Below are 24,127 nucleotides of genomic sequence, written 5' to 3' on the forward strand. Positions count from 1 at the left end.
CCGTCGTCATGCCGCTGGTGGTGGCGGAATACCGGAGCGCAAAATCCTGAAACGCTTCCGTTGCCCGGCCGGCCCGGATGCTTACAGGTGTATCTGGAAGCCCTCGAATGCGAACAGGCCCTGCCCCTGCCGCAGGAGGCCCCGCCCGTCGAGCTCCCCAAACGCGGCCTCGACGTCCCGGAGGATGCCAACGGGCAGGTTCAGCGCGTGGTGCGCGGGCAGCACCCTTTGAACGGACAGGCGGCAGACCCGCTTCACGGAGTCGTAGAACTGCCGCGGGTCCGTGGTGGGGTAGAAGGCGTCCAGGCACCCGCCGTAGATCAGGTCGCCGGTGTAGAGCCAGCCCCGATCCGGCTCGTAGAAGCAGCAATGCCCCGGCGAGTGGCCGGGCGTGTGCACGACCTGGAGCGACCTGCCGCCCAGGTCCAGCGTGTCGCCGTCCCGAAGGAGCCGCTGCGGCTCGCCCCGAAAGAGCCGGTAGGCGTCCGGGTCGAAGCCCGCCGGAAAGGCGCAGGGCCTGAGCAGCAGGTTTTGCCGGACCGCCTCCAACGGCACGGGAAAGCGGACGGCCAGCCAGTCCCTTTCCGCCTCGTGCACCGCGATGTTTGGGAAGTGCCGGTGCCCGCCGATGTGGTCCCAGTGCGCGTGGGTGGTGACGGCGAGCACGGGCAGCGCGGTCAGGCCGTCCACCGCGCGGCGAATATCGGAGACGCCCAGCCCCGTGTCGATCAGGAGGGCGCGCTCCGTGCCCAGCAGGAGGTAGCAGTGCGTTTCCTCCCAGTGCCGGTATTCGCTGAGGGCAAAGGTGTCCGGGGCGATCGTCTCGATCGTGAACCAGTCATCCACGGGCGATCACCTCCCCGCCGCGGCCGTCGAACACCTCGTCCTCGGGCACGCCCTGCTCCTCGATAAAGACCCGCCTGCGCAGCCCGTCCGCCGCCGCCACCAGCTCCGCGTCCGTCCCGACCCAAAGATTGCTTTCCTTCATGGGTTTCCCGACCTTTCATCCGTCTTCCCGCCGTCCCGCAAAGCGCGGGGGAAGTTCTGCCCCTCATTATACACCGCCCTGGCAAGCGGCAAAAGGGGCGAAAGCCGCGCCGCTCTCGCCCCCTGGGGGAAGGATCAAGCCTTTGTTTCCCTACGGCAGGGGCTCCTTCGGCGCGGCGGGCTCCCGGCGCAGGGACTCGATGTAGGGGGCGACGATCGCCAGCGCGGTGTGCCGCTGCTCCGGGGTCAGCCGGGCCAGCTCCGCGTGCAGCCAGCTTTCGCCGCCCGTGTCCGCGCCCAGCAGCACCTCGTCCGGCGTGGTGTGAAGGAGCTGGCACAGCGTGAGCAGCCGCTCGATCGACATGCCCACCGTGCCCCCTTCGATGTCCGTAATCGTGCGTACGGAACAGCCCGCCTTTTCAGCGAGCTTATCCTGCGACAGCTTGCATTCCATGCGCTTCCCCTGTAAGAACGCGCCGGAACGCTTCCGGTCGTAGTTAAAAACGGACATGCCCTGCACTCCCTCTTCGCTGTTTTCCCTATTATCTCTTATTTCACGCTTGATATGTAGAAGGTGAAAATGTATAATGTATTACGGCAAAAACGTCACTGTTTATACGTAGAGATAAAACATTTAGGGGGCTGTTCAGGATGAGGACATGGCAGGATGCGTACGAGGCGTGCCCGAGGTTTGACGAGAGCGACATGTACCGGACGGCGGAGGTGGACGCGATCTACGCGCGGAAGATCGAGCTCATGGAGCGCCTGCTCGCGGCGGTCGGCCCGAAGGACCGGGGGCTGGTGGAGGACTACGCGGACGTGATGTACGAAGAGGCGGAGGCCGAGTGCCGCTACTACTTCCAGATGGGCTTTGAGGCTGCGCGGCGCTGAGGCCGCGGGGCGGGCGCCGTCTTCCGGGCGGTCGGAGGGTGTGCGGGCCGGCGGGGCGGGGGGGCAAGAGCCCAGGGCGGATGCGCGCCGTGGGGTGCGGAAAAAAAGTCAGCGCGGGAGCGCTGCCGGCAGGTGCGCGGGCACCCGGAACCGGCGGCGCCCCCGCGCTTTTTCGCTTTTGCGGGAAGCGGCTGGGGAGAGAAGGTTTGCGTGAAGGCTGTGAACGCTGTGAAGGCTGACGGAGTGAGAGCGCATAGAGAAAAAAGGGATAATAAGAGCGGCCTGCGCAGCCTTCACAGCGTTCACGCGCTTACGGCAGGACGCTGCGGAACGCGACCGCCCGGCCGACGATGTTCACCTGGCGCGTCTCGTCCGGCCCGCCGATGCGGATCGGCGCGTAGCGCGGGTTCTCCGCCCGCAGCTCCACCCGGTAGACGACGTTGCCCTCGTCGTCCAGGTCGCGCAGCTTGAACACGCGCTTGAGCGTCAGCTCCCCGTCGATGGCCACCGCGGCGATCTGCCCGTCGTCCACGTCGTCCTGACGGCGCACGTACACCAGGTCGCCGTCGTAGATGCGCGCCCCGATCATGCTGTCGCCCCGGCAGATCATCGCGCTGTCGCAGGCGAGGCCCTCGTCCACGTCCACCAGCTCCGCCTCCGCCGGGGAATAGATCGGCTCGCCGCAGGCGATCTCGCCCAGCAGCGGGATCCTGCGCCTTCGCGCGATGGGCAGCAGGTCGGGGTGGGCGAGCGGCGCGGGCTCGTCCGTCCACCCGGCGAGGTACGCGGGCGTCGTTTGCAGCACCCGGGCCAGGGGCTCGAGCACCGTCGTGGGCAGATCCTCGATGTAGCCGCTTTCGTATCGGTAGACCGTGGCGCGGTTTTTTCCCAGGGCGGCCGCGACGTCCGCGACCGACAGCCCCAGGAGGAGGCGGCGCTCCCGTATTCTTGATCCCGGCTTCATTGGCTGAACCCCCTTGCGTTGATTGTGGGTTCAGTATACCACGATATTCGCATATTTGCAACTAATTTAGGCGAAATGGCAGGATTTATTGCATTAAATGCGAAAAATGGCTTGACGGCCACATGCGGACGTGCTATACTGCTGTTGTCGCACAAAATGCGAAATGCAAAGGGAGGCGGTCTGGAGATGGACGTGCAGCGGCTGCGCGAGGCGATGAAAAAACGGGGGGAGACCGTCACGTCGCTGGCGGAGAAGGTGCAGATGCACCCGTCTACGCTCTACCGGAAGCTGAAGGACGCGGGCGAGCCCATCACCCTGCGGGAAGCGGGGGCGATCCGGGAGGCGATGGGGCTGAGCGGGAAGCAGGCGGCGGCCATTTTTTTTGCGGCGGATGTCGCATGTGATGCAAACGAGGTGGACGAGGCGTAGAGGCCGGGCGCGGACGGGCCGCGCGGGCAGCGCAGGCAGCGCAGGAAGACGGGGGCGTGCGGACGGGCCGCGCGGGGCGGAGCGATAGACGAGGGCGAATGGACGCGCGGAACGGGAGGGAACGGCGTGAACGTTGGGGGCGTATTGCTGCTGGCGCTGATGATCTACCTGGTGGTGGACCGGGAGCGCGTGGAGGCGGCGCAGGAGCGCGCGCTTGAGCGGATGAAGCGCGGAGACGGGCGGGATTGAGGCCGGGCGGCTTCGGCGGCGGATGCGCGCGGGACGGCGCGGGGGGGAGGGACGAACGGTGGAGGAGCTTGCGATCAGCGCCGGGACGAGCCGGTGCGAGACGAGCTGGCGGACGCTGCGCCTGACGTGGGCGGAATTTACCGCGCGGCTCGAAAGGCCCGTGCGCACGGCGGAGACGGCCGTGCAGTACGCGGCGATGCCGCCCGGGGAGCGGGTGCGGGCCAAGGACGTTGGCGGCTTCGTCGGCGGGGTGCTTTCGGGCGGCGCGCGGCGGGCGGGGAGCGTGGAGAGCCGCTGCCTGCTCGCGCTGGACGCCGACCACGCGATGTACGCGGAGGAGGAATGGGAGGGCGCGGGGGAGGCGCGCTTCGCGCTCTGGGAAAACTGGCGCGCGCGCTACGGCTTTGCGGCGGCGCTGCACAGCACCCACAGCCACACGCGGGCGCACCCGCGCCTTCGCCTGCTGATCCCGCTGAGCCGCCCGGTCGCGCCGGACGAATACGAGGCGGTGGCGCGCCGGGTGGCGTTCGACCTGGGCATCGACGCCTTCGACGACACGACCTACCAGCCGGGCCGCCTGATGTTCTGGCCCAGCGTCTGCCGGGACGGGGAGTACGTGCTGCGGCTCTGCGAGGGGCCGTGGCTCGACCCGGACGCGGTGCTCGCGCGCTACGCGGACTGGCGCGACACCGCGCGCTGGCCCGTGAGCAGCCGCCAGAGCCGGGCGCTGACCGCGCGCGCCGGACGGCTGGGCGATCCGGGGCTGAAGCCCGGGCCCGTGGGCGCGTTCTGCCGGGCCTACGACGTGCCCGCCGCGATCGGCAGGTTCCTTTCGCACGTGTACGCCCCCGCGCGGGAGCCGGGGCGCTACACCTACCGCGCGGGCAGCGCCTACGGCGGCGCGGTGGTCTACGACGGCGGGCGGTTCCTGTACAGCTACCACGACACGGACCCGGCGGGCGGCCGGCTGCTGAACGCCTTCGACCTGGTGCGCGTGCACCTGTTCGGGGAGCGGGACGCCGGGACGCCGCCGGGCACGCCGATGCGCGCGCTGCCCTCCTACGCCGCGATGCAGGCGCTTTGCCACGCGGCAAGCGGGGAAGGCGCGCCGCCAAGCGCGGGGGAGAACGCCGGGGAACGCGCGGCGCGGCGAACGGGGACGGAGCCCGGCGGGGAGCGGAAGGAACAGACCGCGCAGAGGGGAAACGCGGGGGAAAGCGCGGGGGAACCCGCCTGCGCGGATGGAGCCGCAGTCCCCCCGGAGGCGGGCGCGAAGGAGGGCGCGGCGCGCGTGTCCGTCCGGGAAGCCGCCGTCGCGCTCTCGCGCAGCCCCGACGACTACACGGAGCAGGGCACGGCCGTGGCCTTCGCGGACGCCTACGCGGACGCGCTGTGCTGGCAGGACGACCTGCGCTGGGTCGCCTGGGACGGCACGCGCTGGGCCCCGGACGCGCAGGCCGAGGCGACGCTGTGCATGATGCGCTTCACCGACGAGATGATGGCGCGCGCGAAGGCGGGGCTTGACGGCGCGCCGATGGGCAGCGCACAGGCGCGCGAGGCGGAGGCCGCCCTGCGCTGGGCCGTGAGCTGCCGCAGCGCCACGCGCATCGGCCGGACGCTGCGCCTCGCGCAGGCGCTGATGAAGCGCCACGCGCTCAGCGACTTCGACGCGGACCCCTGGCTGCTCAACACGCCCGGGGGCATGGTCGATCTGCGCACGGGCCGCATGCGCCCCCACGACCCCGCCGCGCTGTGCACGGCCATCACGCACCTCGCGCCCGCGCCGGAGGCGGACGCGCCGCGCTACACGCAGTTCCTCTACCGCATCACGGGCGGGGACGGGGAGCTGTGCGACTACCTGCAGCGCGTGGCGGGCATGGCGCTCGTGGGCGAGGTGTACGAGGAGGGCATCACCATCTGCCACGGGCCGGGCGGCAACGGCAAGTCCACCCTCTTCGGGCTGTGGCAGGACGTGCTGGGCGACTACGCGGGCACGATCCGCCCGGAGCTGCTGGTGCCCCGGCGCGACAGCTCCGAGCCGTTCGGCCTGGAGCAGGTGCGGGGCAAGCGGCTCGTCGTCGCCAGCGAGACGGACGAGGGGCTGGGCCTCAACCAGAGCGTGCTCAAGCGCCTGGCCTCGCAGGACCAGATCAGCGCGAACCCCAAGGGGCGCGACCCGTTCAGCTTCCGCCCGTCGCACACGCTCATCATGCACACCAACCACCTGCCGCGCATCCGCTCTGTGGACGAGGGCACGCGCAGGCGCATCGCGGTGCTGCCGCTGACGAACCCCATCGGCCGCGCGGAGATGGTGACGGACTTTCGCGCGCGCCTGCTTCAAAGCGAGGGCCCGCAGATCCTGCGCTGGATGATCGAGGGCGCGCGGATGTTTTACGAGGACCACATGAAGCTGAGAAAGCCCGAGGCCGTGCAGGCCGCCTCGCGCGAGTACCTGAGCGGCGAGGACTGGCTGCGCGGCTTCCTCACGGAGCGCTGCGTGCTGGGCGAGGAGGAGGCCGTGCCCGGCGGGCTGCTGTACGAGGCGTTTCACCAGTGGTCGCTCGAAAACGGCGAGCGCTACCCGCGCCGCAGCCGCGAGTTCGCCTCCGCGCTGAGGAGCCGGGGGTTCGAGGCGCGGCACACGCGCGCGGGCAACGTCTGGGCGGGCGTCGGCCTGCGCGGCGAGCCCGCAGAGCGGGGTGGAACCGCACCGCGGGACGGAACCGCACCGCGGGGTGGAACCGCACTGCGGGACGCTTTCAGAGAGGGGGGATTGGATTGAACGAGGCACAATGGCGCAGGCCGCGCCCGACGCGGACGCACGCGCAGCCGAGGGGCCGCCGCCGGAGCGCGCAGGCGGTCTTCGCCGGGCCGCTTTCGCAGGCGCAGCGGGACGCGCTGGTGCTGCGCTCGCTGGGGCTGGTCTGGGCGGTGGTGCGCGAGCACTACGGCCACTTCGCGCCGGAGCAGCAGGGCGAGCTCTACCACTTCGGCGTGGTGGGGCTGGTGAAGGCCGCGCGCGACTTCGAGCCGGGGCGCGGCGTGCGCTTTGGCACGATGGCCTATCCCTACGTGCGCAACGCCGTCGCGCACGGGGTGCGCGCGGGCTTTGGGCGGGTGCACATCCCGCACAGGCGGCGCAGGGATTACGCGCACCTGATCTACGACGAGGACGGGGAGGCGGCGCTGATGCGCATCGCCCCCTGCGAGCGCGCGGCGCTGTGCGGCCTGCAGGCGGGCGTGCTGCTGCTGGAGAACGCGGACGCGGGGATCGGCTTGTACGACCGGGCCATCGAGCTGGCGGACCTGCGCATGGACCTTTCTGAGGCGATGCGCTGCCTGACGGACGCGGAAAGCTACGTGGTGATCGAGCACGTCGTGAACCGCACGACGCTGCGCGAGCTGGGCGCTGTGATGGGCATGAGCTACGAGGGCGTGCGCAAGGTGGAGCTGCGCGCGCTGAAAAAGCTGCGCCAGGAGATGACGGAGCCGCGCGGAAAGCGGCGGTAGGCGGGCGAAAAGGGGCTTGCGCCGCGGCGGCGGACGTGGTATACTCCGCTTGGGAATGAAGTGCTCCCAAGGCTTTGCCTGAACTGCCGATTCGGCTGATGACTTCTGTGATGTTGCGTCGCAGAGGGCGTCGGCCTTTTTTGCGTCTATGGGAGCAGGGGAGGAATACAAAATGCTCGAATCTCTCGCGCTCGTCTTTCTCGTGGGGCTGCTCGCGGCCTCGATCTGCCGCCGCGCCCGCCTGCCGCGCATCGTCGGGATGCTCGCCGCGGGCTTGCTGCTGGGCCCCTGCGCGCTGAACCTGCTGTCGGGAAAGCTCCTTTCGGTGTCGGGCGACCTTCGGCAGATGGCGCTCGTCGTCATCCTGCTCAAGGCCGGGCTGTCGCTGGACGCCGGGGAGCTGCGCGAGGTCGGCCGCCCGGCGCTGCTGCTCGCCTTTCTGCCCGCGTGCTTTGAGATCGCCGGGGTGGTGCTGCTGGCCCGGCCGCTGCTGCACGTCACGACGGCGGAGGCGGCGCTGCTGGGCGCGGTGCTCGCCGCCGTGTCGCCCGCCGTCGTCGTGCCGCGCATGGTCGCCCTGATGGAGGCGGGCTACGGCACGCAAAAGCGCATCCCGCAGATGCTGCTCGCGGGCGCGTCGCTGGACGACGTGTTCGTGATCGTGCTGTTTTCCACGTTCCTGCGGGTCGCGCAGGGGGGCTCGGCGCGGGCGGCGGACTTCGCGGGCATCCCCGTGGCCATCGCGCTGGGCGTCGCGGCCGGGGCGGGCGCGGGCCTGCTGCTCGCGGCGCTGTTTGAGCGGCGGCACGCGCGCGGCGCGGGGGTGCGGGGCAGCGTGAAGGTCATCGTGGTGCTGGCCGCTGCGTTCCTGCTGGCCGCGCTGGAGGACAGGCTGCCCGTGCCCATGTCCGGCCTGCTGGCGGTGATGAGCATGGCCTGCGCGCTGAAGCTGCGCTGCCGGGGGCGCGTCGTCCGGCAGCTCGCGGACAGGTTCGGCAAGCTCTGGCTCGCGGCGGAGGTACTCCTCTTCGTGCTGGTCGGCGCGGCGGTGGACGTGCGCTACACGCTGGGCGCGGGGCCGGGCGCGCTGCTGCTGATCGCCCTGGCGCTGCTCTTCCGCGCGGCGGGCGTGCTTTGCTGCGTTGCGGGCACCGCGCTGCGCCCGGGCGAGCGGCTGTTCTGCGTGCTCGCCTACCTGCCCAAGGCCACGGTGCAGGCCGCCATCGGGGGCGTGCCGCTGGCGGCGGGCCTGTCCTGCGGCAATCTGGTGCTCTCCTGCGCCGTGATCGCCATCCTGCTGACCGCGCCGCTGGGGGCGCTGGGCATGGACGCAAGCAGCCGGCGGCTGCTCACGCGCGCGGACGCCGCCCCTGAGCCATGAGCGGCCGGGGGCGCAGGGCGGGGAAGCGGGCGCGGGCGCGGGGAAGCGCCGCCTGCTGATAGAAAAAGACCAGGGCGGTGAACCGCAGCGCTGCGACGAGCAGCTTGAGGGGATACAGCGGGGAAAGCGTGAAGGCGAGGTAGAGATCGTCGGGGGAGGCCAGCAGCCGTTCGATGTGGGGCATGCTGAGCAGCAGGAAGAACAGCCCGTCCGTCACCAGCAGCGTCGAGACGAGCGCCGGGGCGCGGCGGCGCAGGCAGGCGGCGGCATCCCGCAGGCGCGCCTTGCCCCGCGTGAACTCGATGAGCGGCAGCGCGAAGGACTGCAGGAGGAGCGGCAGCAGCAGCGGCGCGAGGTAGAGCAGCAGGCTCAGCGGCGCGGGGGCGGTGTAGAAAAGGTCCGAGAGCTGATGGCCCACGCGCGAAAGGAACGCCCGGGCGAGCTGCACGACGGCGCAGAGCAGCCAGGCGCGCGGCCAGGCGAGGGGCGCGAGGAACGCGCGCGCGGTGAGCCGCTCGCGGAGCACGAACGCGGCGCGCAGGAAGTGAAGCGCGCACAGCGTGGTCATCAGGCCGAGCAGGCGCACCGCGAATTCAGCGATTGCGTACAGCGAGGGGGAGTAGAACGGCAGGAAGTACAGGAAGATGTCGCTGCTGGACAGGTACCAGGGCAGGAGCAGCAGGGCGAGCGCGGCGAGCAGCGCGAGGGGCCGCGCGGCAATGGAGCGCAGCGCCGCGCGCAGCGGGTCGAGCGGGGACAGGCGGGTTGGGCAGGGGCGGAAGGCCCGCGCCCTTTTTTTTGCTGCCGCGGGCTGCTCGAGCAGGAAGGCGAGCGAGGCGTCGAGCAGAAGCGAGGTCAGGCAGGTGACGAGATAGCGGAGGATGCCGATGGGGGAATAGGCGCTCGGGGCGGCGAGCGCCGCCGCCTGCGCGTCGGCCAGGGAGACGCCCGCGCGCAGAACGCCCGGCAGGTACGGCAGCAGGAAGAGCAGCGAGGGCAGCACGAGCAGGAGCAGCAGGAGCGCGAGCAGCGGCCCGCTGCGCCGCCACAGCCCGCGCACGAGCGCGCGCACGCCGCAGGCGCCCGCCGAACGGGCGAAGGCCGCGGGCATGTATACGGCCATGAGGAAGGGGAGCAGGAGCGACGCGAAGAGCAGCAGCGTCCATAGCGGCTTAAGCTCCGGCAGAAAGAGATACAGCAGCGCGCCCGCAAGGAGGATCAGCACAAAGACGCCGAGTAGGAGCAGGAGGCTGGCGAGCGCGAGCAGCGGGCCGCGGCGAAGGCCCCAGGTGAAGGGGGCGAAGAGGGTTTTCAGGCGCGGCGGTTCCCCATGAACGAGGGTGCAGACGCACACGCGCAGCGTGCCCACGTGCAGCAGGATGGTGAAAACGAGGTAGAGGGGCACCGCGACGGCCCAAAACGCGAGCGGCGGAAGCAGGAGGTCGAGAACGTCGTACATGGGCAGCAGCCGGATCAGGGCCGGAAGCAGCAGCAGGGCGAGCGCCGCAGGCCGCGCGCACAGGGCGCGCAGGGCGGAAGCGAGCGCGCAGCGCGCGGAGGGGCGGGCAGCGGACGGGGATGTGGACATGGCGGCGGCAGGGGGAGGACGGATTGCGTTCCCCCCTACTTTTTTCTTTAGGGGAATCGGAGCGCGGAAGGAACTTATTTGGAGGCGGCAGCGGGCACCGCCCGCTCGTAGAGGAAGCCGAGCGCGGCGTAGCGCGGGAGGGAGATGAGGATGGAAAGAATGTTGGCGACGAGCGTCCAGGGGGTGAGGGCGTCGGTGGACTGCACGAGGGCTAGAATCTGCAAAGTCGCCTGATCGAAGGTCGGGGCTGCAAGAATCACGGGCAGTATTGGGACAAAGGCGACGATCACGATCAGCAGATCGACGCACAGAAAGATGGCGCACAGGGAGCCGACGGAGCGCGCGGGGCACACGAAGAAATCGCGCAGGCGGCACTTGCCGCGCATGACGGCGAGCAGCACAGTCGAGCCGTTGAACCAATACACGTCTACGGCGGAAATCATAAAGATGAGCAGGCTGCCGAGAAACATCTGCGCTGACTTGCCGAAGATGGAGAAGAGAACCGTGAACAAGATGGCGACGGCGAGGAAGATCACCGGGTAGAAAACATGCACGAAGAGGGCCCGGGGATAGGCGGTGGGCCAGCGCAGGGGCTCTATGAGCGAGGAAAGGCCGGGGCGCTCGCCGCGCACGAAGACGCGCAGCACGTACAGCGCGGCGGCTGTGTCCACGAGCGTGGAGAACACGAGGAGGGCGTAGCGCACGGCCTGCTGCAGCAGAAAGCTCGAATCCGGGATCAACGTGGGCGGATAGTTGAACGCCTGCTCCAAGACGTAGGCGAGCGCGCACGCGCCCAGCGCGGGCAGCAGCGCGAGGGGGCGCGCGCGGAAGGCGGCAAAGGCCGCGCGCACGGGCGCGAAGGCGGAGGGACGGGCAGCGGACGGAGATGCGGACATGGCGGGGGGCTGGCTCCTCTACACATCTCCCCGCCCCCCGGATCGCGCCCCGCCTCGGATGCCCGCGGCTGGCTGGAAAAAAACGACAGAGTTGGCCAGGGTGCGGTGGCCATCGGTGGGCGGCAGGGGGAGGACGGATTGCGTTCCCCCTACTTTTTTCTTTAGGGGAATCGGTGCGCGGAAGGCGCTTATTCGGAAGCGGCAGCGGGCACAGCCCGCTCGTAGAGGAAGCCGAGCGCGGCGTAGCGCGGGAGGGCGAGAAGGTGGGGTAGGAGCCCGAGAATGAGCAGCGCGAGGCGGCGGGACGGGGATGCGCTGACCGCCTGCAGGATGGATGGAAGCAGCGCGTCGATCTGCTCGTAGGACTGGAAGAGAGCGGTCGGGGGCAGGGCAAAGACGAGGGGGAGGAGCAGCGTCGGCAGCTCAAAGATCACGGCGAGGACGAACAGGGAGCCCAAGGAGCGGGCGGGCCGCACGAGAAAATCGCGCAGGCGGCACTTGCCGCGCGTGACGGCGAGCAGCACAGTCGCGCTTTCCGTCCAAATCTGATAGAGCATGAACAGGGGGAGCGAAAGGAAGGAGAGAAACGCAAAGGAGGACGAGCGGCCCACATCGAAGAAGAGCGCGATAGGGACGGTGACGGCGAAGAAGAACAGAGGCGAGGCGAACTTCACGAGGAGGAGCTTGGGATAGGCGGAAGGCCAGCGCAGGGGCTCCGCGAGCGTGGAAAGGCCGGGGCGTTCGCCGCGCACGAAGACGCGCAGCACGTACAGCGCGGCGGCTGTATCCGCGAGCGCGATGAGGGCGCGAAGGGCGAACTCCGCGACCAAATGCAGCAGGGGGATTGATTCCGGCACCCGATCGAGCAGGAAGCCGCACGGCAGACACACGGCCTGGGTGAGCAGGTACGCGCCCAGCGCGGGCAGGAGCGCGCGGGGGTGCGCGCGGAAGGCGGCAAAGGCCGCGCGCACGGGCGCGAAGGCGGAGGACTGGGATGCGGACGCAGATGCGGACATGGAGGGGGCCTCCTTCGGGGTTCGGCGTGTACAGTGGAGCAGGGAGGACGGATTACGTTTCCCTGCTATTTGTTTTTTGGAGAGAGACGCCCGCAGCGGCCGCGCGCGGGGAATCGGGGGCGCGGACGGAACTTATTTGGAGGCGGCAGCGGGCACAGCCCGCAGGGGCCCGTTCGGAGGTAGAGCGCCCGCAGCGGCCGCGCGCAGGGAAGCAGGGCGCGGAAGGCGCTTATTCGGAAGTGGAGGCGGGCACAGCCCGCTCGTAGAGGAAGCCGAGCGCGGTGTAGAACAGGAGGAAGCGGAGGGGAGAAAGGATGATGGGGACGACCGCGCTGGGGGTGAGGGCGGCGCTGGACTGCACGAGGGATTGAACCTGGAAAGTCAACTGCTCAAAGGTTGAAGCCGCAAGAATTTCGGGCAGATTGGGAATGGAGTAGACGACGAGGAACGGCAGATCGAGGCACAGAAAGAGGGCGAAGAAGGAGGCGATGGAGCGCGCGGGGTACATGAAGAAATCGCGCAGGCGGCACTTGCCGCGCGTGACGGCGAGCAGCACGGTCGAACCTTCGAACCAGCACAGGCTGACGGTGATGAGCACAGGGAGGAACAGGAGAATGAGAACCACCTGCGTCGATTCTTTAAAGCTGGCACAGAGAACCGAAAGCAAGACGGAGAGGGCGAGGAAGATTACCGGAAAGAGAATCTGCACGAAGAGCGCCTTGGGATAGGCGGCGGGCCAGCGCAGGGGCTCTATGAGCGTGGAAAGGCCGGGGCGCTCACCGCGCACGAAGACGCGCAGCACGTACAGCGCGGCGGCTGTGTCCATGAGCATGGAGAGCGCGGCGAGGGCATAGCGCACGGCCTGCTGCAGCAGGAGGTTCGTGTCCGGAATCAGCGGGGGCAGGAAGTAGTTGCACACCCACCTTAAGACGTAGGCGAGCACGCACGCGCCCAGCGCGGGCAGCAGCGCGAGGGGGCGCGCGCGGAAGGCGGCAAAGGCCGCGCGCACGGGCGCGAAGGCGGAGGGGCGGGCAGCGGACGGGGATGTGGACATGGCGGAGGGCCTCCTTTGCGATACATTATTTTTGGATTTAGGAAAGGGGACGCAGCGTATTGACGGAGCCGTGTTTGTCAACCGTGGACGATTTGTATCTGTGATGGACAAAATCCCATTCATAGCGGTCGTGCGTGCCGCCGATGCACTCGAGGGTGTACGCATACGGTTTGGCACGGGGCAGGATCTGCGCCAGACTTTCCATATCGAGAAATTGTGACAGGACAGGCGTGTCAATCGGCTGCAGACCCTGGCTCATGCGATACGCATTGTATAAAAATTGAAGGATGCTAAACGCCGGATTGCCGATAAAATCGGCAACGTCTCCCGCTTCGGGGTTGATGTGTTCCTTGATCTTAAATGAATAAGTATACACATCGGTCGGGGCGTTCTCGCCATCCTTGACCTTGAAGTTGGCGTCGGCGTTGCTGTTGAATACGATCGTAAAACCGTTTTCCATGTTGTCCAGAAAACGAATATCCTGATACGCTGAGGGATTGGGGATGTCATAGCCTTCGCTGATTAAGAAGAGCAGCATGTTATCGATGTAGGGCTGCGATTCTTCTGTCTTGGGGATGTGGTAAAATACGCCGTCTTCCGACTGGCCCAGCGACCTAAGCGCGTTTATGGTGTCGTGCGGATGCTTGCGAACTTCCTGCGCGAGGCCGGCGTATTTGTCGTCGAGCTTTTGCGAGCGATTCTTGTCGTAAAAGGTCACCTCCCCGTTTTTGTCCGGTCGAAGAATGTCAAGCGCCGCACCAGAGGATGGCGTCGAGGGCGCCTGAAGGCTCTCCCCCTTATACGTGGGCCCCGTAAGAAGCGTCATTTCCTCGGTCGTGAGCTTTCGCCCCAGAAACAACTCGAGATTTGCGATCAACTTGTCCTTTTTTTCGCTGGCGGACGTGCTGCCCTTGCCGGTCGTCGCCTCCTGTTCCTCTGCGTTTTCCTGCTGCTCGGTCGGGTCGGGCGTGTCGGTCGGGGCGGGCGTCGCGACCGGACTGGGCGTGCCCAGCGGCATGGGTCGCGGGGGCGTGTCGTCGGCCGGTGCTTCGGGGGTGTGCACATCCTGCGGGTCGGGCGCGCGCAGCGGCATGGGCTGCGGGGCCGCGTCGTCCTCCGTCGGGGTCTTGCTGCGGGAGGCTATGCCCGCGAAGGGCCAGCCCTTTTCGGCGAGCTCCGCCAGCAGCGCTTTCCCGGCATCCTCCTCTTCCTGCGGCGCGTAGACCGAGGCCCCGGACAGTCCCTTGCCCCCGTCCTTCGCGGCGAGCTGCAGCCGCGCCAGCTCGTTGAAGGCGACGAACCGGCGCTCGTCCTGCGTTCGCGGCACGTAGACGCCCCGCGCGTTCCTTTCCGGCACGGCGCTCAAGAAGTCGTGCTGATCGTGGAAGAGAAAGTCGTCCAGCTCGCTTGCGTTCAGGTGCTCGACGCCCAGCATCCTCGCCGCGTCGCGCCCGCGCTTCGCCAGGACGCTCTGGTCGATCGCCATGCGCTTCTGGGCAGGGTTTCCAGCGGTAATATTCTGCGGAAATTTGTGCAAACCCTCCCTAAAACGCTGCTTTTGTTCGCCGTCGGTCAAAATTTGTTCGCGTTTGTTCTTGTCGTCGTTCAAGTTTCTCATGGGTTCCCATCCTTTCTGCTCTGCGGGCCGCCTTCGGGTGGCCCGCTTTTTGCGCCCAGTGTTTTACCAACATAGGCCCCTTTTTTCAACTCGAAAATGAAAATAAATACGGAAATTTTGGTTGACATCCGCACTGGCGGGCTTTGCGGCCCGAAAAGGCGGGTGTCAACCAAAATTTGTGGGAAAATTTTCTGTTTTGTGGTTGAAAAAAATCGAAATGTTGGTAAAACATAGGGCGCAAAAATTGCAATCACGACGCCTGAGCGCGAGCGCGGACGGCGCGGAAAGGGGGAGGAGCCGATGCGGACGGAGGGGCCGGGCCCGCGGGAGAGGCGGGCGGCGCACCTGTACTACGCGGAGGGGAAGAGCCAGCGCGAGGCGGCGGAGGAACTGGGGATTTCGCAGAGCACGGTGTCGCGGATGCTGCGGCGCCCGGCGGTGCAGGCGTATGTGGACCGTCTGACGGAGGAGGCGACGCGGGACACGGCGCGGATCGTGAAGCTGGCGAGCCTGCGGGCGGCGCGGCGGGAGATCGAGCTGCTTTTGAGCGAGAACCCGACGGCGTGCCTGGCGGCGTGCCGGGACCTGCTGGACCGGGCGGGGCTGAAGACGCTGGGGGACCAGCGGGTGCGCGTGGAGCTGGAGGGATGCGAGATCGGGATGATCGGGGAGGTGGAGGAGCATGCGGATACGCCTGAGCTACCAGCCGACGGCTAAGCAGCGGATGTTCCACGGGTCTACGGCGTTCGAGGTGCTGTACGGGGGCGCGGCGGGCGGGGGGAAGAGCTACGCGTGCGTGTGGGACGCGCTGCTGCGGTGCCTGAAGCACCCGGGGACGGAGGCGTACCTGTTCCGCAAGACGTACCAGGAGCTGGAAAAGAACCTGATCGCCACGGCGCGGCGGATCATCCCGCCGGAGCTGGGGCGGTACACGTCGTCGAGCTACACGTACCGGCTGGTAAACGGATCGGCGCTGCGGTTCTGCCACTGCAACCACGAGGCGACGGACAAGCTGCGGTATCAGGGCGCGGAGATCCACTGGCTGTACATCGACGAGCTGACGCACTTTCAGCAGGAGACGTACGAGTACCTGCGAACGCGCGTGCGAGCGGGGAAGAGCCTGGGCATCCGGCCGGTGGTGCGGTGCACGTCGAATCCCGGAGGGCCGGGGCACGCGTGGGTGCGGCAGCGCTTTGTGGATTCGGCGCCGCAGGGGACGCTGCACGCGATGCCGGTGTATTCGGAGGTGCTGGGGGAGACGCAGCAGCGGACGGTGCAGTACATCCCGGCGCTGGCGACGGACAACCCGCACATCACGAAGGACTACATCTTCGAGCTGGAGCAGAAGCCCCCGGCGCTGCGGGACGCGCTGCTGCTGGGGCGCTGGGACGCCTTTGAGGGCCAGGCGTTCCCGGAATGGGTGAACGATCCCTCGCACTACGGCGACCGGCTGCAAACGCATGTGGTCGCGCCGTTTGAGATACCGGCGCACTGGCCGCGCTACCTCTCGTTCGACTACGGCTACAGCAGGCCGTTTTCGTGCGGGGTGTGGGCGGTGGGGGAGCGCGGGGAGGTGTACCGCTACCGGGAAATTTACGGCTGCACGGGCGCGGCGAACGTGGGGGTGCGGCGCTCGCCGGGCGAGATCGCGATGATGATCGAGGAGGGGATCGCGGACGAGCGGCGGGAGGGCGTGCGGTTCTTCGGGGTGGCGGACCCGAGCATCTGGGACGGGAGCCGGGGCACGAGCGTGTACGAGCAGATGCGGGCGGCGTCGCCGGGGCTGTACTTCGCGCCCGCGGTGAACGCGCGCATACCGGGGAAGGCGCAGGTGCACGAGCGGCTGAAGTTCGACGCCGCGGGGCGGCCGATGATGCAGGTGTTCACGACCTGCCGGGACTTCATCCGGACGTTTCCGGCGCTGGTGTACGACGGGCGGCGCGTGGAGGACATCGACACGGAGGGGGAAGACCACATCTACGACGAGACGCGCTATTTCCTGATGTCCCGGCCCATCGCGCCGGGGGCGGCGCAGGCGCAGCCGCGCGCGGGCTACGACCCGCTGGGATGATAAAAAACGACGAGGAGGCAGACAGAATGACGTTCGGGCAGATCAAGAAACGGGTGCTGGAGCAGGCGGGAGAGAACGCGGAGGACATCGCGGAGTTCGACGCGCTGATCGACCAGTACGTGAACGAGGGGTACCACTACGCGGTGCAGCGGGGGTACAGGCCGCGAAGCCGCGCGGTGCTGGACGCGCGGGAGGCCGTGGAGGGCGTGAGCGCGGCGCGGTTTGCGCGCGCGCTGGGCGTGGAGGACGTGCGCTGCGGGGATCGCCGCGTGCCGTACTCGCTGGAGGACGGGATGCTGAAAATCGCGGCGGGCGCGGCGGGCGGCGGGAAGGAAATCGAGGTGGTGTACGTGCACGACGAGCCGGACCTGCTGGCGGATAGGGACACGCCGCGCCTGCCCGCGTGGGTGCACGGGGCGCTCGCGGACTACGCGACGTGGCGGCTATTGTCCAACGGCAGCGCGGGGCGGCAAAACCGCGCGGAGTTTTACCGCCAGCGGTACTACGAGGCGTTTTTGCGCCTGCGGCCGGAGGGGCTGCTGACGGCGGGCATCGAGAACATGCACGGGCTGCGGGAGTGCACCTGATGCGGGGAGACACACGAAAGGAGCGGAAAAGATGATGGAGACATGGGAGAGCGCGCGGGTGCTGGAGACGCAGGCGCTGAGCGCGGAGGACGAGGCGATATTGAAGCAAGGGCTCTCGCTGTTCGAGGAATTCCGGGGGAAGCACCGGAACGTGCACGAGCAGGCGCGGCTGTGCAGAAGGCTGCGGGCGCTGCAGGACGACACGCTGCCGCGGGAGACGCCGCGGCTGAACACGCTGAACGCGACGGTGGACAACGTGGTGGCGGATCAGATGGACAACCTGCCGGAGGCGAAGATGATGCCGGAGCGTCCGGAATTGCAGGAGAGCGCGGACATCCTGACGGACGTGGTGCGCTACGCGCTGTACCAGAGCGCGTTTGACGAGCAGTACGCGCAGTTGATGGAGGACTGCGCGGTGACGGGCTCTGGGGTCTTGCAGATCTTCTGGGATGAAGAATTGGACGACGGGCGGGGCATGGCGCGATGCGAACGGTGGGACATGGAGAGCTTCTACCCGGACCCGATGTTTTCGGACATACAGGAGGGGCGGGCGGTGTTCAAGACGGCGTTCTACCCGCGGGAGTGGTACGAGCAGCACTACCCGGAGAAGGCGCGGTACATCGGGGGCGACGCGTACTGGGAGCCGCGCGCGGGGTATACGCCGGAGGGCGGGGCGCCGATCCTGCTGATCGAGTACTGGTGGCGGACGTACGACAAGCGGGCGAAGCGCTACAGCGTGCACATGGCGCAGATCGCGGGCGGGGCGCTGCTGTACCGGAGCCATGAGAGCGTGTACAGCCACGGGCGTTACCCGTTCGTGCTGTTCCGGTATCGCCGCCAGCAGGAGTCGGCGTTCGGGATCGGGCTGATGGACGACTACGCGGACCAGTGGCGGGCGACGTGCCGGTACGCGGGGTACATCGACGAGAACGCGCGGGCGTCGAGCCGGCAGCGGTTCATCTACCGGGAGGACAGCGGTCTGGACGGGAAGGCGCTGGCGGACTGGAGCCGGGACTTCATCGGGGCGCGGGGAGCGATCGACGAGGGTGCGCTGCGGAGCTTCCAGGCGGCGCCGCTGAACCCGCAGATCATGAACTTCATGGCGTACCTGGTGGACACGATGAAGCAGGACAGCGGGCAGAACCAGTTTTCGCGCGGCGAGGCGGGGCTGGGCGTGACGGCGGCGAGCGCGATACAGGCCTTGCAGGAGGCCGGAGGAAAGATCACGCGGCTGCACACGGCGGGGTACATGGAGAGCTTCCGCCAGGCGGTGGAGCAGATGATCTACGTGCTGTCGGACAGGATCACGGAGGAGCGGGTCATCATGGTGGCGGGGCAGGACAGCGCGGGGACGCTGCGGCCGCGGCACGTGAAGCTGCTGCCCGCGCGGCCGAGCCTGCCGGAGGCCGGGATGCCGGGACAGGCGATGCCCGCGATGGGCGCGGGACAGGACGGCGCGGAGGCCGGGATGCCGGGTCAGGCGATGCCCGCGATGGGCGCGGGACAGGACGGCGCGATGGGCGCGCTGGCTGGCCTGAACGGCGACGGAGCAGAGGCCGACATTGCGGCGGCGCTGCAAAGTGCGCTCGGCGGCGCGGAGGCTGGCATGGCCGCGATGGGCACGGGGCGCGCGATCGAGCGGCCGCCGTACAACGTGCGCGTGCAGATACAGCGCAGGAGCCCGCTGCAGATTCAGGCGAACAACGAGTTCGTGTTGCAGGTGGCGCAGATTTGCGGTCAGGCGGGTCAGCCGCTGCCGCCGCTGGCGGTGGTGTCGCTGTTGCAGGGCATCGACAACAAGCAGGAGGTGCTTTCGGCGCTGCGCGAGGCCGACCAGACGCGCACGCAGATGCAGCAGTTGCAGGGAGCCGTCGAGCAGCTTCAGGGAATGCTCGAACAGGAAGCCCAAAAGACGGAAAGATTGAAGAGGGCGCTCATGTCCCAAAAAGATATGATCAAGCCTGCCCAGAACAAAGCTGCCGCAGGGCGACAGGATGTTGCCGCTCCAGAGGGGGAGCTCCCACCGCGAGGTGAAGCGGCGGGGAGGCAGTCGACACCGGGGGCCGTGCCGCAGGACGCAGGAATGCAGCCGCCGGAGGTCGCACCGCAGGAAGCGGGAATGCAGCCGATGCCGGAAGCCGCGCCGCAGGGAGACGCGGCGGGCCCGGAACAGGAGGCGGACGCGAAGATGCAGGCGCTGGCGCAGATGCTCGGAAGCATGCAGGCCGGGCAGGCGTAAGGGAAGCGCGAAGGGATGCGAAGACCGCCCCTGCGGAGAGCAGGGGCGGGGTTTAACAGCACGAGCGAAAAAGGGGGAGAGCGCGGGATGACGGAGGAAGAGAAGAAGCGCAGGGGAGAAGAGCTCAAGCGCAGACGGCAGGCGGAAAACAAGGCGAAGGGCGCGCATAAGACGAGCGCGCGCCTGGACGCGCCGCGGGCGACGACGGGGCAGGAGGACACGAACGCCGCGCTGGAGGCGGCGGCCCAAGGGGGCAAGCGCCCGAAGAATGCGGGCGCGCCAAAGACAGCGGGAAGCACCGGCACATCCGCTAAGGCAACGGGCATCGCCGCCAACGGGGAAAAGGAAACGCAAACGACGGAGCCATACGGCCCGCAGCCGCCGGAGGGCTTGCGCCACGACCCGGAGATGGACGAGCAGTTTGTGGACAGCCTTATTCAGGCGCGGCTGCGGGGCCCGCAGGCGGTGGCGGAGTGGGTCGGCGCGCTGACGAAGCCTGCGCAGACGGAGGCGACCGCCACGCAGAAGCGTTGGGCGGATGGACAAGGCGAAACGACGGAGGCAACGGACGCAACGAGCGAGGCGGACGTGAAGACGCTGCCGGATTTCCTCATGAAGCAGCAGGAAGCGTCCCAAAGGTTGGAAGAGGACAGCGTTCCCGGCGAGGAAGAAGTCCAGGGCGAGTCGGATTTGCCGAAGCCGCTTGAAACGATGGAAGCGGCTACGCTGGAAACACTCACGACGCCCCAGGCAACGACCGACCCGAACGCGGCAGCGGACGATACAGAAGCGTCGTCAGAGGACGCGGAGTGGAGCGAAACGCAGCCAATAGAAACACAGGACGATCAAAGTGCGGAATTGCCGGTCGCAGAGACGGATTCGTTGGTCGTGAAAGAGGAACCGCTTTCAGAGGTGGAAGAACAGAAAAAGCGATATGCAAATCGCGAAGCATTCAGGGCGGGAGATTACTCGTTTGTCGAGGACGTTCAAGTACGCGAGCAGATCGTCGAGATGAACCAAGCGCTTGAAGAACTGAACGCGGACCTGCAGGAGGTTACAAAAGAGTATCGGGGTGCTTCCGGGAAAAATAGAAAAAAACTGGGCAACGAGATCGACCAAATGCGCTCCGAGCGCGATTCGTTAATGCGGGAAATGGCCGTGCTGGCATTCCCGGAAGAGGAAACGCAGGAGTATGTCATATGGACTTACGAAGGGGAAAAGCTGGATACTCTGCAAAAGGAGGAAGACGCCCTACGCGAAACGTACCAACAAAACATAGACGAATTGAACGAGAAAATGTACAGGACGGGGGGTTCAGGGCGCGAGTATTGGGAGCTATCGGCGCAGGCAGACAGCCTGTTTGAGGAATTGAACGAAAAGATCATGGAGATTAACCGCGAGCGCGCGCTGTACACGGCGCACATGCCTCGAACGCAGGATGCGCTGAACGCGCGAAATACCGCAGACAACGCATGGCTCGATCTGCTTTATGAACGCGAAGCCGCAAAAAGAGACGGGAACGATGAACTCGTTCAGGAACTGAACGAGCGGATGGAGAAAGCTGGATATGTGACGCGCTGGCCGGAAGAGGCCGCAGCGATGATCGAGCTGTCAAAGGAGCACGGCGACGACACGGTGCGGGAAATCCTTAACATTACAGATGGGCGGGAACTGACCGACGCAGATTATCTGAAAGCGGCGGAAACGAACAAAAGTTTCTGGGATTGGGCGGTGTTCGATTACTTCGACAGTTTTCAGAACACCCAAATGAATCAGCAGATACTTTCACAGTTTATCATACAGGGGATTACCAACCCGGAGTTCCCCTCGATAGACTCGGAGGAGGTGCTCGATCTCTACGCCAGAGCCATCATTGGAAAAGACGCGGGCTATGATCAGACGGAAAGTGTAAAAGACGTTTTGGGCGGGTTGGTGGCTGCTCCCTCCGGAGCGATACAGGGGGCAGTCGAGCCCGTTAACGCTTTGGCCTACACGACGGCAAGCCTGTATTATATGGCGAACAAGGACAAGTACGGCGGATCGATCACGTGGGAACAAATGCGGGCGCTCGACGTCGTCTTTGACAGGATATGCTCTACGAGCGATGTGATAGGCAACGTTCAGGAGGCGCTGGATGTAGACCTAAGCGAACGTGGAAAGGCGGTTCAGACGTTAAAGAGTATTGCGCAGAATCTAACGACGCAGGCACTTTTGGCTATGACTGGCAGCAAATTCGGCAAGTTTCTTGCCAATACATTTTCAAACTCATTGCCGGGGGCAGAAAGGCTGGCACAGATAGGACGCCTTGCCGTGCAGGACGTCGGGTTTGGCGTGATTGAATACAAGAATGGCGTGGAGCTGGCGCTGGAGGCGAACGCGTCCTACGATGAGGCTGTACTGTCTGGAGCTGTAGCTGGAATTATTTCACCGGTAGTAAGGAGAATCTTTGATGCCGGCGCTAGGCTTACGGGCGTTGAGCCGAAAGACGCAGTCCAGGGCCTCATAAAATATTTCACCAGCAAGGGCAAAAACATAAAGTCCGAAGGGGCGGTACTGGTGTCGCTCTTGGGTGGAACCGTAGAGCAGTTTGCAGAGCCTGTGCTGCAATCCTTACAGCAGAAGCTGATTTATGACCCAGATCGTCCATTGGTTGGAGAGGGCGGCGTCGTCGATGTACAGCGGATGTGGGATGACTTCGTAGAAGGTGCCTTTAGCAGCTTGATCGTGGAGTCGATCGGATACCTCAAAGGGAATAGCAAGTCGATAGACAAGCCGATAGACGAAGGCAGTTCACAGAAGGCCGAGGACATAGCGGCTGCTGCCGCGGCGCTGGGAAACGATCAGGCGAGCCCGAAGACGAATGATATGGCGGTCGGGCTGATCGACTCCGTGGTAGAAGGTGACGACGGTTCGACAAAGTGGATGCGCATAGCGCTAGACGACGCGCAGCTGGAAGACTTCGTGAAAGCTACGATGTACGGAGAGGCAGAGGCGAGCCACACGATCGCACAGGAAGCGGATGGCGCGGCGCAGAGCGCCCGCAAACGAGCGGATGCTCTGGCGGAGGAAACGATTAAGGCATCGGACAATGTGGACGCCTGGCTGAACGAGATGCTTCAAAATCCGACGGATGACAACGTGGATGGGTACGTGCAGGCGATCATAGAGCTGAAGGGCAATCTTCAGGAACAGGCGAGCGCCGAAGCGTTAGCCGGATCGCTGGAGAGTGAGGCGAATAAACAGCATCATACGGCGGATCAAAAGGATAAGGAGGCGAAGGCAGAAGTAGAAAAGACATTGCCCACCGTTTTGGATGTTAACCACAAATTGAGGGAGCTTCAGCCGGAGGCGCGCGAGGCGATGACCGAGCTGTGGGGGCAGAATATCGCACAATACGGTCTGGAAGAGGGAACCAAGCGTACGGTGCAGGCGCTGGAAGCGCAGGACGTGCAGGAAACCGGCGTCGAAAAAAATATTGCCGATTCCGAAGAAAGGCTAGAGACAAACAATGTAAAAGATGATATAATCGAGATGGAAAAAGACGAAAATACGTTCGCTGATTCCGAAGAGAGGGAGAACCCGGAAGAGGCGACAGAGGCGACAGAGGCGACAGAGGCGACAGAGACGGCGGAGGGGGATGATGGCGGCGGCAAGCCGGTTATCAGCGAGGCCGACCGGACGAAGATAAGCAACTGGGGTTATAAGCCCAGCGACGAGCTATACCTGAAATACAAGGCGGTTTACGACGACCCGAAGTACTTCGAGCAGGAGACAGGCGATGCCATTTATCCGGGTCAGCGGGGCGACCCCAATACCGACGGCTTTACCAACGGCAAATACGTGGAAGTGGTGTTGAAGCCGGGCACGATCATCGACAGATATGGCGGTGAAAAGGGAAGTTATTTTTCTCCGGTAGGTACGTCGTTTGAAGCCAGAGCGCTGCCGCCATTTATGGAAGGGGCTCCCTATGCGAGATTTATCGTAAAGGAGCCGCTGCGCATAAAGATGGGGGAGATTTGCCCTTGGTTCGGGCAGCCTGGCGGGGGAACCCAATACCTTTCGGAGTATAACGTATCACAACTTTTGACATTGAATATTATTGGATATGCTTATAAGGAGGAACGATGATGCTGAGTTTTGAAGAGCTAAAGGAGCTCGTCTTCACGTTGGGCAGGAAGATCGGTTTGGAGGATGATTCAAAGCTATATCCAATGTTCAGCAAACGTGCAGTTCCTTTTGGCGAAGGAGGTACTGTCTATATTGCTAACAACAAGTATCATTACGTAGTACAGGATCATGGCCGGACGGGTGAACAATATGAGAGCACGGATGTGAATGATATTCTATATCCGGTGTTTAAGGACATCGTATGGCCGATGTCGGTTGCTTCCGAAAAAAAATATTTCAGCGACGATGTGGACTTTAGACGGCTATTTTTGAAAAAACAGCTGGAGCTGCTGGAAGTCGTTAACCCGGATTTTGCCGCGAAGTACCTAAAGGAGATCAAGGTGGTTTTGAAAGACCATCCATTTGATGATGGGAAGGGAAAAGACCTCTTCTAAAGGATTTCGTGAGACAAAGGCAGGGTTGCCGCCGCCCCGAAGATGGCGGCGGCAACCCGCTTCACCTTCTTCTACAAAAGAACCG

The 24,127-nt window shown here is 65.8% G+C and carries 21 protein-coding genes and 1 riboswitch; of the genes, 12 read left to right on the forward strand and 9 right to left on the reverse strand.

Annotated features, from left to right (window positions below; translation table 11 throughout):
• Positions 1 to 81: 81 nt before the first annotated feature.
• From C1725_RS03840 to C1725_RS03845, 3 genes are all read right to left on the reverse strand, one after another.
• A complete protein-coding gene (locus C1725_RS03840) occupies positions 82 to 846 on the reverse strand; it encodes an MBL fold metallo-hydrolase (RefSeq protein ID WP_102410356.1) in 765 nt (254 codons plus the stop codon).
• The gene (locus tag C1725_RS19140) at positions 839 to 988 is read right to left on the reverse strand and encodes a GNAT family N-acetyltransferase (RefSeq protein ID WP_346026315.1); all 150 of its coding nucleotides are present in this window, start codon (positions 986 to 988) and stop codon (positions 839 to 841) included. Before C1725_RS19140 ends, C1725_RS03840 begins: the two co-directional genes overlap by 8 nt.
• Before the next feature lie 150 nt (positions 989 to 1,138).
• Positions 1,139 to 1,498, reverse strand: a complete 360-nt coding sequence (locus C1725_RS03845) for a helix-turn-helix domain-containing protein (RefSeq protein WP_102410357.1) — start codon at positions 1,496 to 1,498, stop codon at positions 1,139 to 1,141.
• A 140-nt stretch (positions 1,499 to 1,638) separates the two neighbouring features.
• On the opposite strand from C1725_RS03845, the gene C1725_RS03850 reads away from it, so the two are divergent.
• The gene (locus C1725_RS03850) at positions 1,639 to 1,878 is read left to right on the forward strand and encodes a hypothetical protein (protein ID WP_102410358.1); all 240 of its coding nucleotides are present in this window, start codon (positions 1,639 to 1,641) and stop codon (positions 1,876 to 1,878) included.
• 310 nt (positions 1,879 to 2,188) lie between these two features.
• Here the strand turns inward: C1725_RS03850 and C1725_RS03855 are convergent, their stop codons facing one another.
• Positions 2,189 to 2,842 (reverse strand): S24 family peptidase, encoded by a 654-nt coding sequence (locus C1725_RS03855; protein ID WP_102410359.1) that lies wholly within the window; start codon positions 2,840 to 2,842, stop codon positions 2,189 to 2,191.
• Positions 2,843 to 3,028: 186 nt separating this feature from the next.
• Here C1725_RS03855 and C1725_RS03860 point away from each other — a divergent pair, with 186 nt between their 5' ends.
• The 5 genes from C1725_RS03860 to C1725_RS03875 all read left to right on the forward strand — a co-directional run bounded on the left by C1725_RS03860 (position 3,029) and on the right by C1725_RS03875 (position 8,411).
• The gene (locus C1725_RS03860) at positions 3,029 to 3,271 is read left to right on the forward strand and encodes a helix-turn-helix domain-containing protein (RefSeq protein ID WP_102410360.1); all 243 of its coding nucleotides are present in this window, start codon (positions 3,029 to 3,031) and stop codon (positions 3,269 to 3,271) included.
• 126 nt (positions 3,272 to 3,397) lie between these two features.
• On the forward strand, positions 3,398 to 3,520 hold the full coding sequence (locus C1725_RS19145; RefSeq protein WP_346026316.1) for a hypothetical protein: 123 nt from the start codon (positions 3,398 to 3,400) through the stop codon (positions 3,518 to 3,520).
• Between the two features lie 58 nt (positions 3,521 to 3,578).
• Positions 3,579 to 6,302, forward strand: coding sequence for a phage/plasmid primase, P4 family (locus C1725_RS03865; RefSeq protein WP_146009129.1), 2,724 nt, complete (start codon positions 3,579 to 3,581; stop codon positions 6,300 to 6,302).
• Positions 6,299 to 7,030 (forward strand): sigma-70 family RNA polymerase sigma factor, encoded by a 732-nt coding sequence (locus C1725_RS03870; RefSeq protein ID WP_346026317.1) that lies wholly within the window; start codon positions 6,299 to 6,301, stop codon positions 7,028 to 7,030. Before C1725_RS03865 ends, C1725_RS03870 begins: the two co-directional genes overlap by 4 nt.
• Before the next feature lie 42 nt (positions 7,031 to 7,072).
• A riboswitch (Fluoride riboswitch) is annotated at positions 7,073 to 7,145 on the forward strand.
• Positions 7,146 to 7,202: 57 nt separating this feature from the next.
• Entirely contained in the window at positions 7,203 to 8,411 is a 1,209-nt protein-coding gene (locus C1725_RS03875; protein ID WP_102410362.1) for a cation:proton antiporter domain-containing protein, read from the forward strand.
• Here C1725_RS03875 and C1725_RS03880 read toward each other — a convergent pair.
• From C1725_RS03880 to C1725_RS03900, 5 genes are all read right to left on the reverse strand, one after another.
• Entirely contained in the window at positions 8,380 to 9,999 is a 1,620-nt protein-coding gene (locus C1725_RS03880; RefSeq protein ID WP_102410363.1) for a hypothetical protein, read from the reverse strand. The genes C1725_RS03875 and C1725_RS03880 overlap by 32 nt on opposite strands.
• Before the next feature lie 74 nt (positions 10,000 to 10,073).
• On the reverse strand, positions 10,074 to 10,895 hold the full coding sequence (locus C1725_RS03885; RefSeq protein ID WP_102410364.1) for a hypothetical protein: 822 nt from the start codon (positions 10,893 to 10,895) through the stop codon (positions 10,074 to 10,076).
• Between the two features lie 188 nt (positions 10,896 to 11,083).
• The gene (locus tag C1725_RS03890; RefSeq protein WP_102410365.1) at positions 11,084 to 11,911 is read right to left on the reverse strand and encodes a hypothetical protein; all 828 of its coding nucleotides are present in this window, start codon (positions 11,909 to 11,911) and stop codon (positions 11,084 to 11,086) included.
• A 229-nt stretch (positions 11,912 to 12,140) separates the two neighbouring features.
• Positions 12,141 to 12,965: a hypothetical protein gene (locus tag C1725_RS03895; protein ID WP_102410366.1), complete on the reverse strand. Its 825-nt coding sequence runs from the start codon at positions 12,963 to 12,965 to the stop codon at positions 12,141 to 12,143.
• A 37-nt stretch (positions 12,966 to 13,002) separates the two neighbouring features.
• Positions 13,003 to 14,583 carry a hypothetical protein gene (locus tag C1725_RS03900; RefSeq protein WP_102410367.1) on the reverse strand — a complete coding sequence of 527 codons (1,581 nt, stop codon included), beginning with the start codon at positions 14,581 to 14,583 and terminating at the stop codon, positions 13,003 to 13,005.
• A 300-nt stretch (positions 14,584 to 14,883) separates the two neighbouring features.
• Here C1725_RS03900 and C1725_RS03905 point away from each other — a divergent pair, with 300 nt between their 5' ends.
• The 6 genes from C1725_RS03905 (at position 14,884) to C1725_RS03930 (ending at position 24,042) form a co-directional block, all read left to right on the forward strand.
• Complete coding sequence (locus C1725_RS03905) at positions 14,884 to 15,300, forward strand: helix-turn-helix domain-containing protein (RefSeq protein ID WP_102413233.1); 417 nt, start codon at positions 14,884 to 14,886, stop codon at positions 15,298 to 15,300.
• Complete coding sequence (locus tag C1725_RS03910) at positions 15,266 to 16,654, forward strand: phage terminase large subunit (protein ID WP_102410368.1); 1,389 nt, start codon at positions 15,266 to 15,268, stop codon at positions 16,652 to 16,654. The genes C1725_RS03905 and C1725_RS03910 overlap by 35 nt, the downstream gene beginning before the upstream one ends.
• Positions 16,655 to 16,680: 26 nt before the next feature.
• Positions 16,681 to 17,241, forward strand: a complete 561-nt coding sequence (locus tag C1725_RS03915; protein WP_102410369.1) for a hypothetical protein — start codon at positions 16,681 to 16,683, stop codon at positions 17,239 to 17,241.
• A gap of 31 nt (positions 17,242 to 17,272) precedes the next feature.
• A complete protein-coding gene (locus C1725_RS03920) occupies positions 17,273 to 19,480 on the forward strand; it encodes a portal protein (RefSeq protein ID WP_102410370.1) in 2,208 nt (735 codons plus the stop codon).
• Positions 19,481 to 19,567: 87 nt separating this feature from the next.
• On the forward strand, positions 19,568 to 23,608 hold the full coding sequence (locus C1725_RS03925; protein ID WP_102410371.1) for a glycohydrolase toxin TNT-related protein: 4,041 nt from the start codon (positions 19,568 to 19,570) through the stop codon (positions 23,606 to 23,608).
• Positions 23,605 to 24,042, forward strand: coding sequence for an Imm63 family immunity protein (locus C1725_RS03930; RefSeq protein ID WP_102410372.1), 438 nt, complete (start codon positions 23,605 to 23,607; stop codon positions 24,040 to 24,042). Before C1725_RS03925 ends, C1725_RS03930 begins: the two co-directional genes overlap by 4 nt.
• Positions 24,043 to 24,127: the final 85 nt, after the last annotated feature.

The organism is Beduinella massiliensis, assembly GCF_900199405.1.
Taxonomy (GTDB): domain Bacteria; phylum Bacillota; class Clostridia; order Christensenellales; family Aristaeellaceae; genus Beduinella; species Beduinella massiliensis.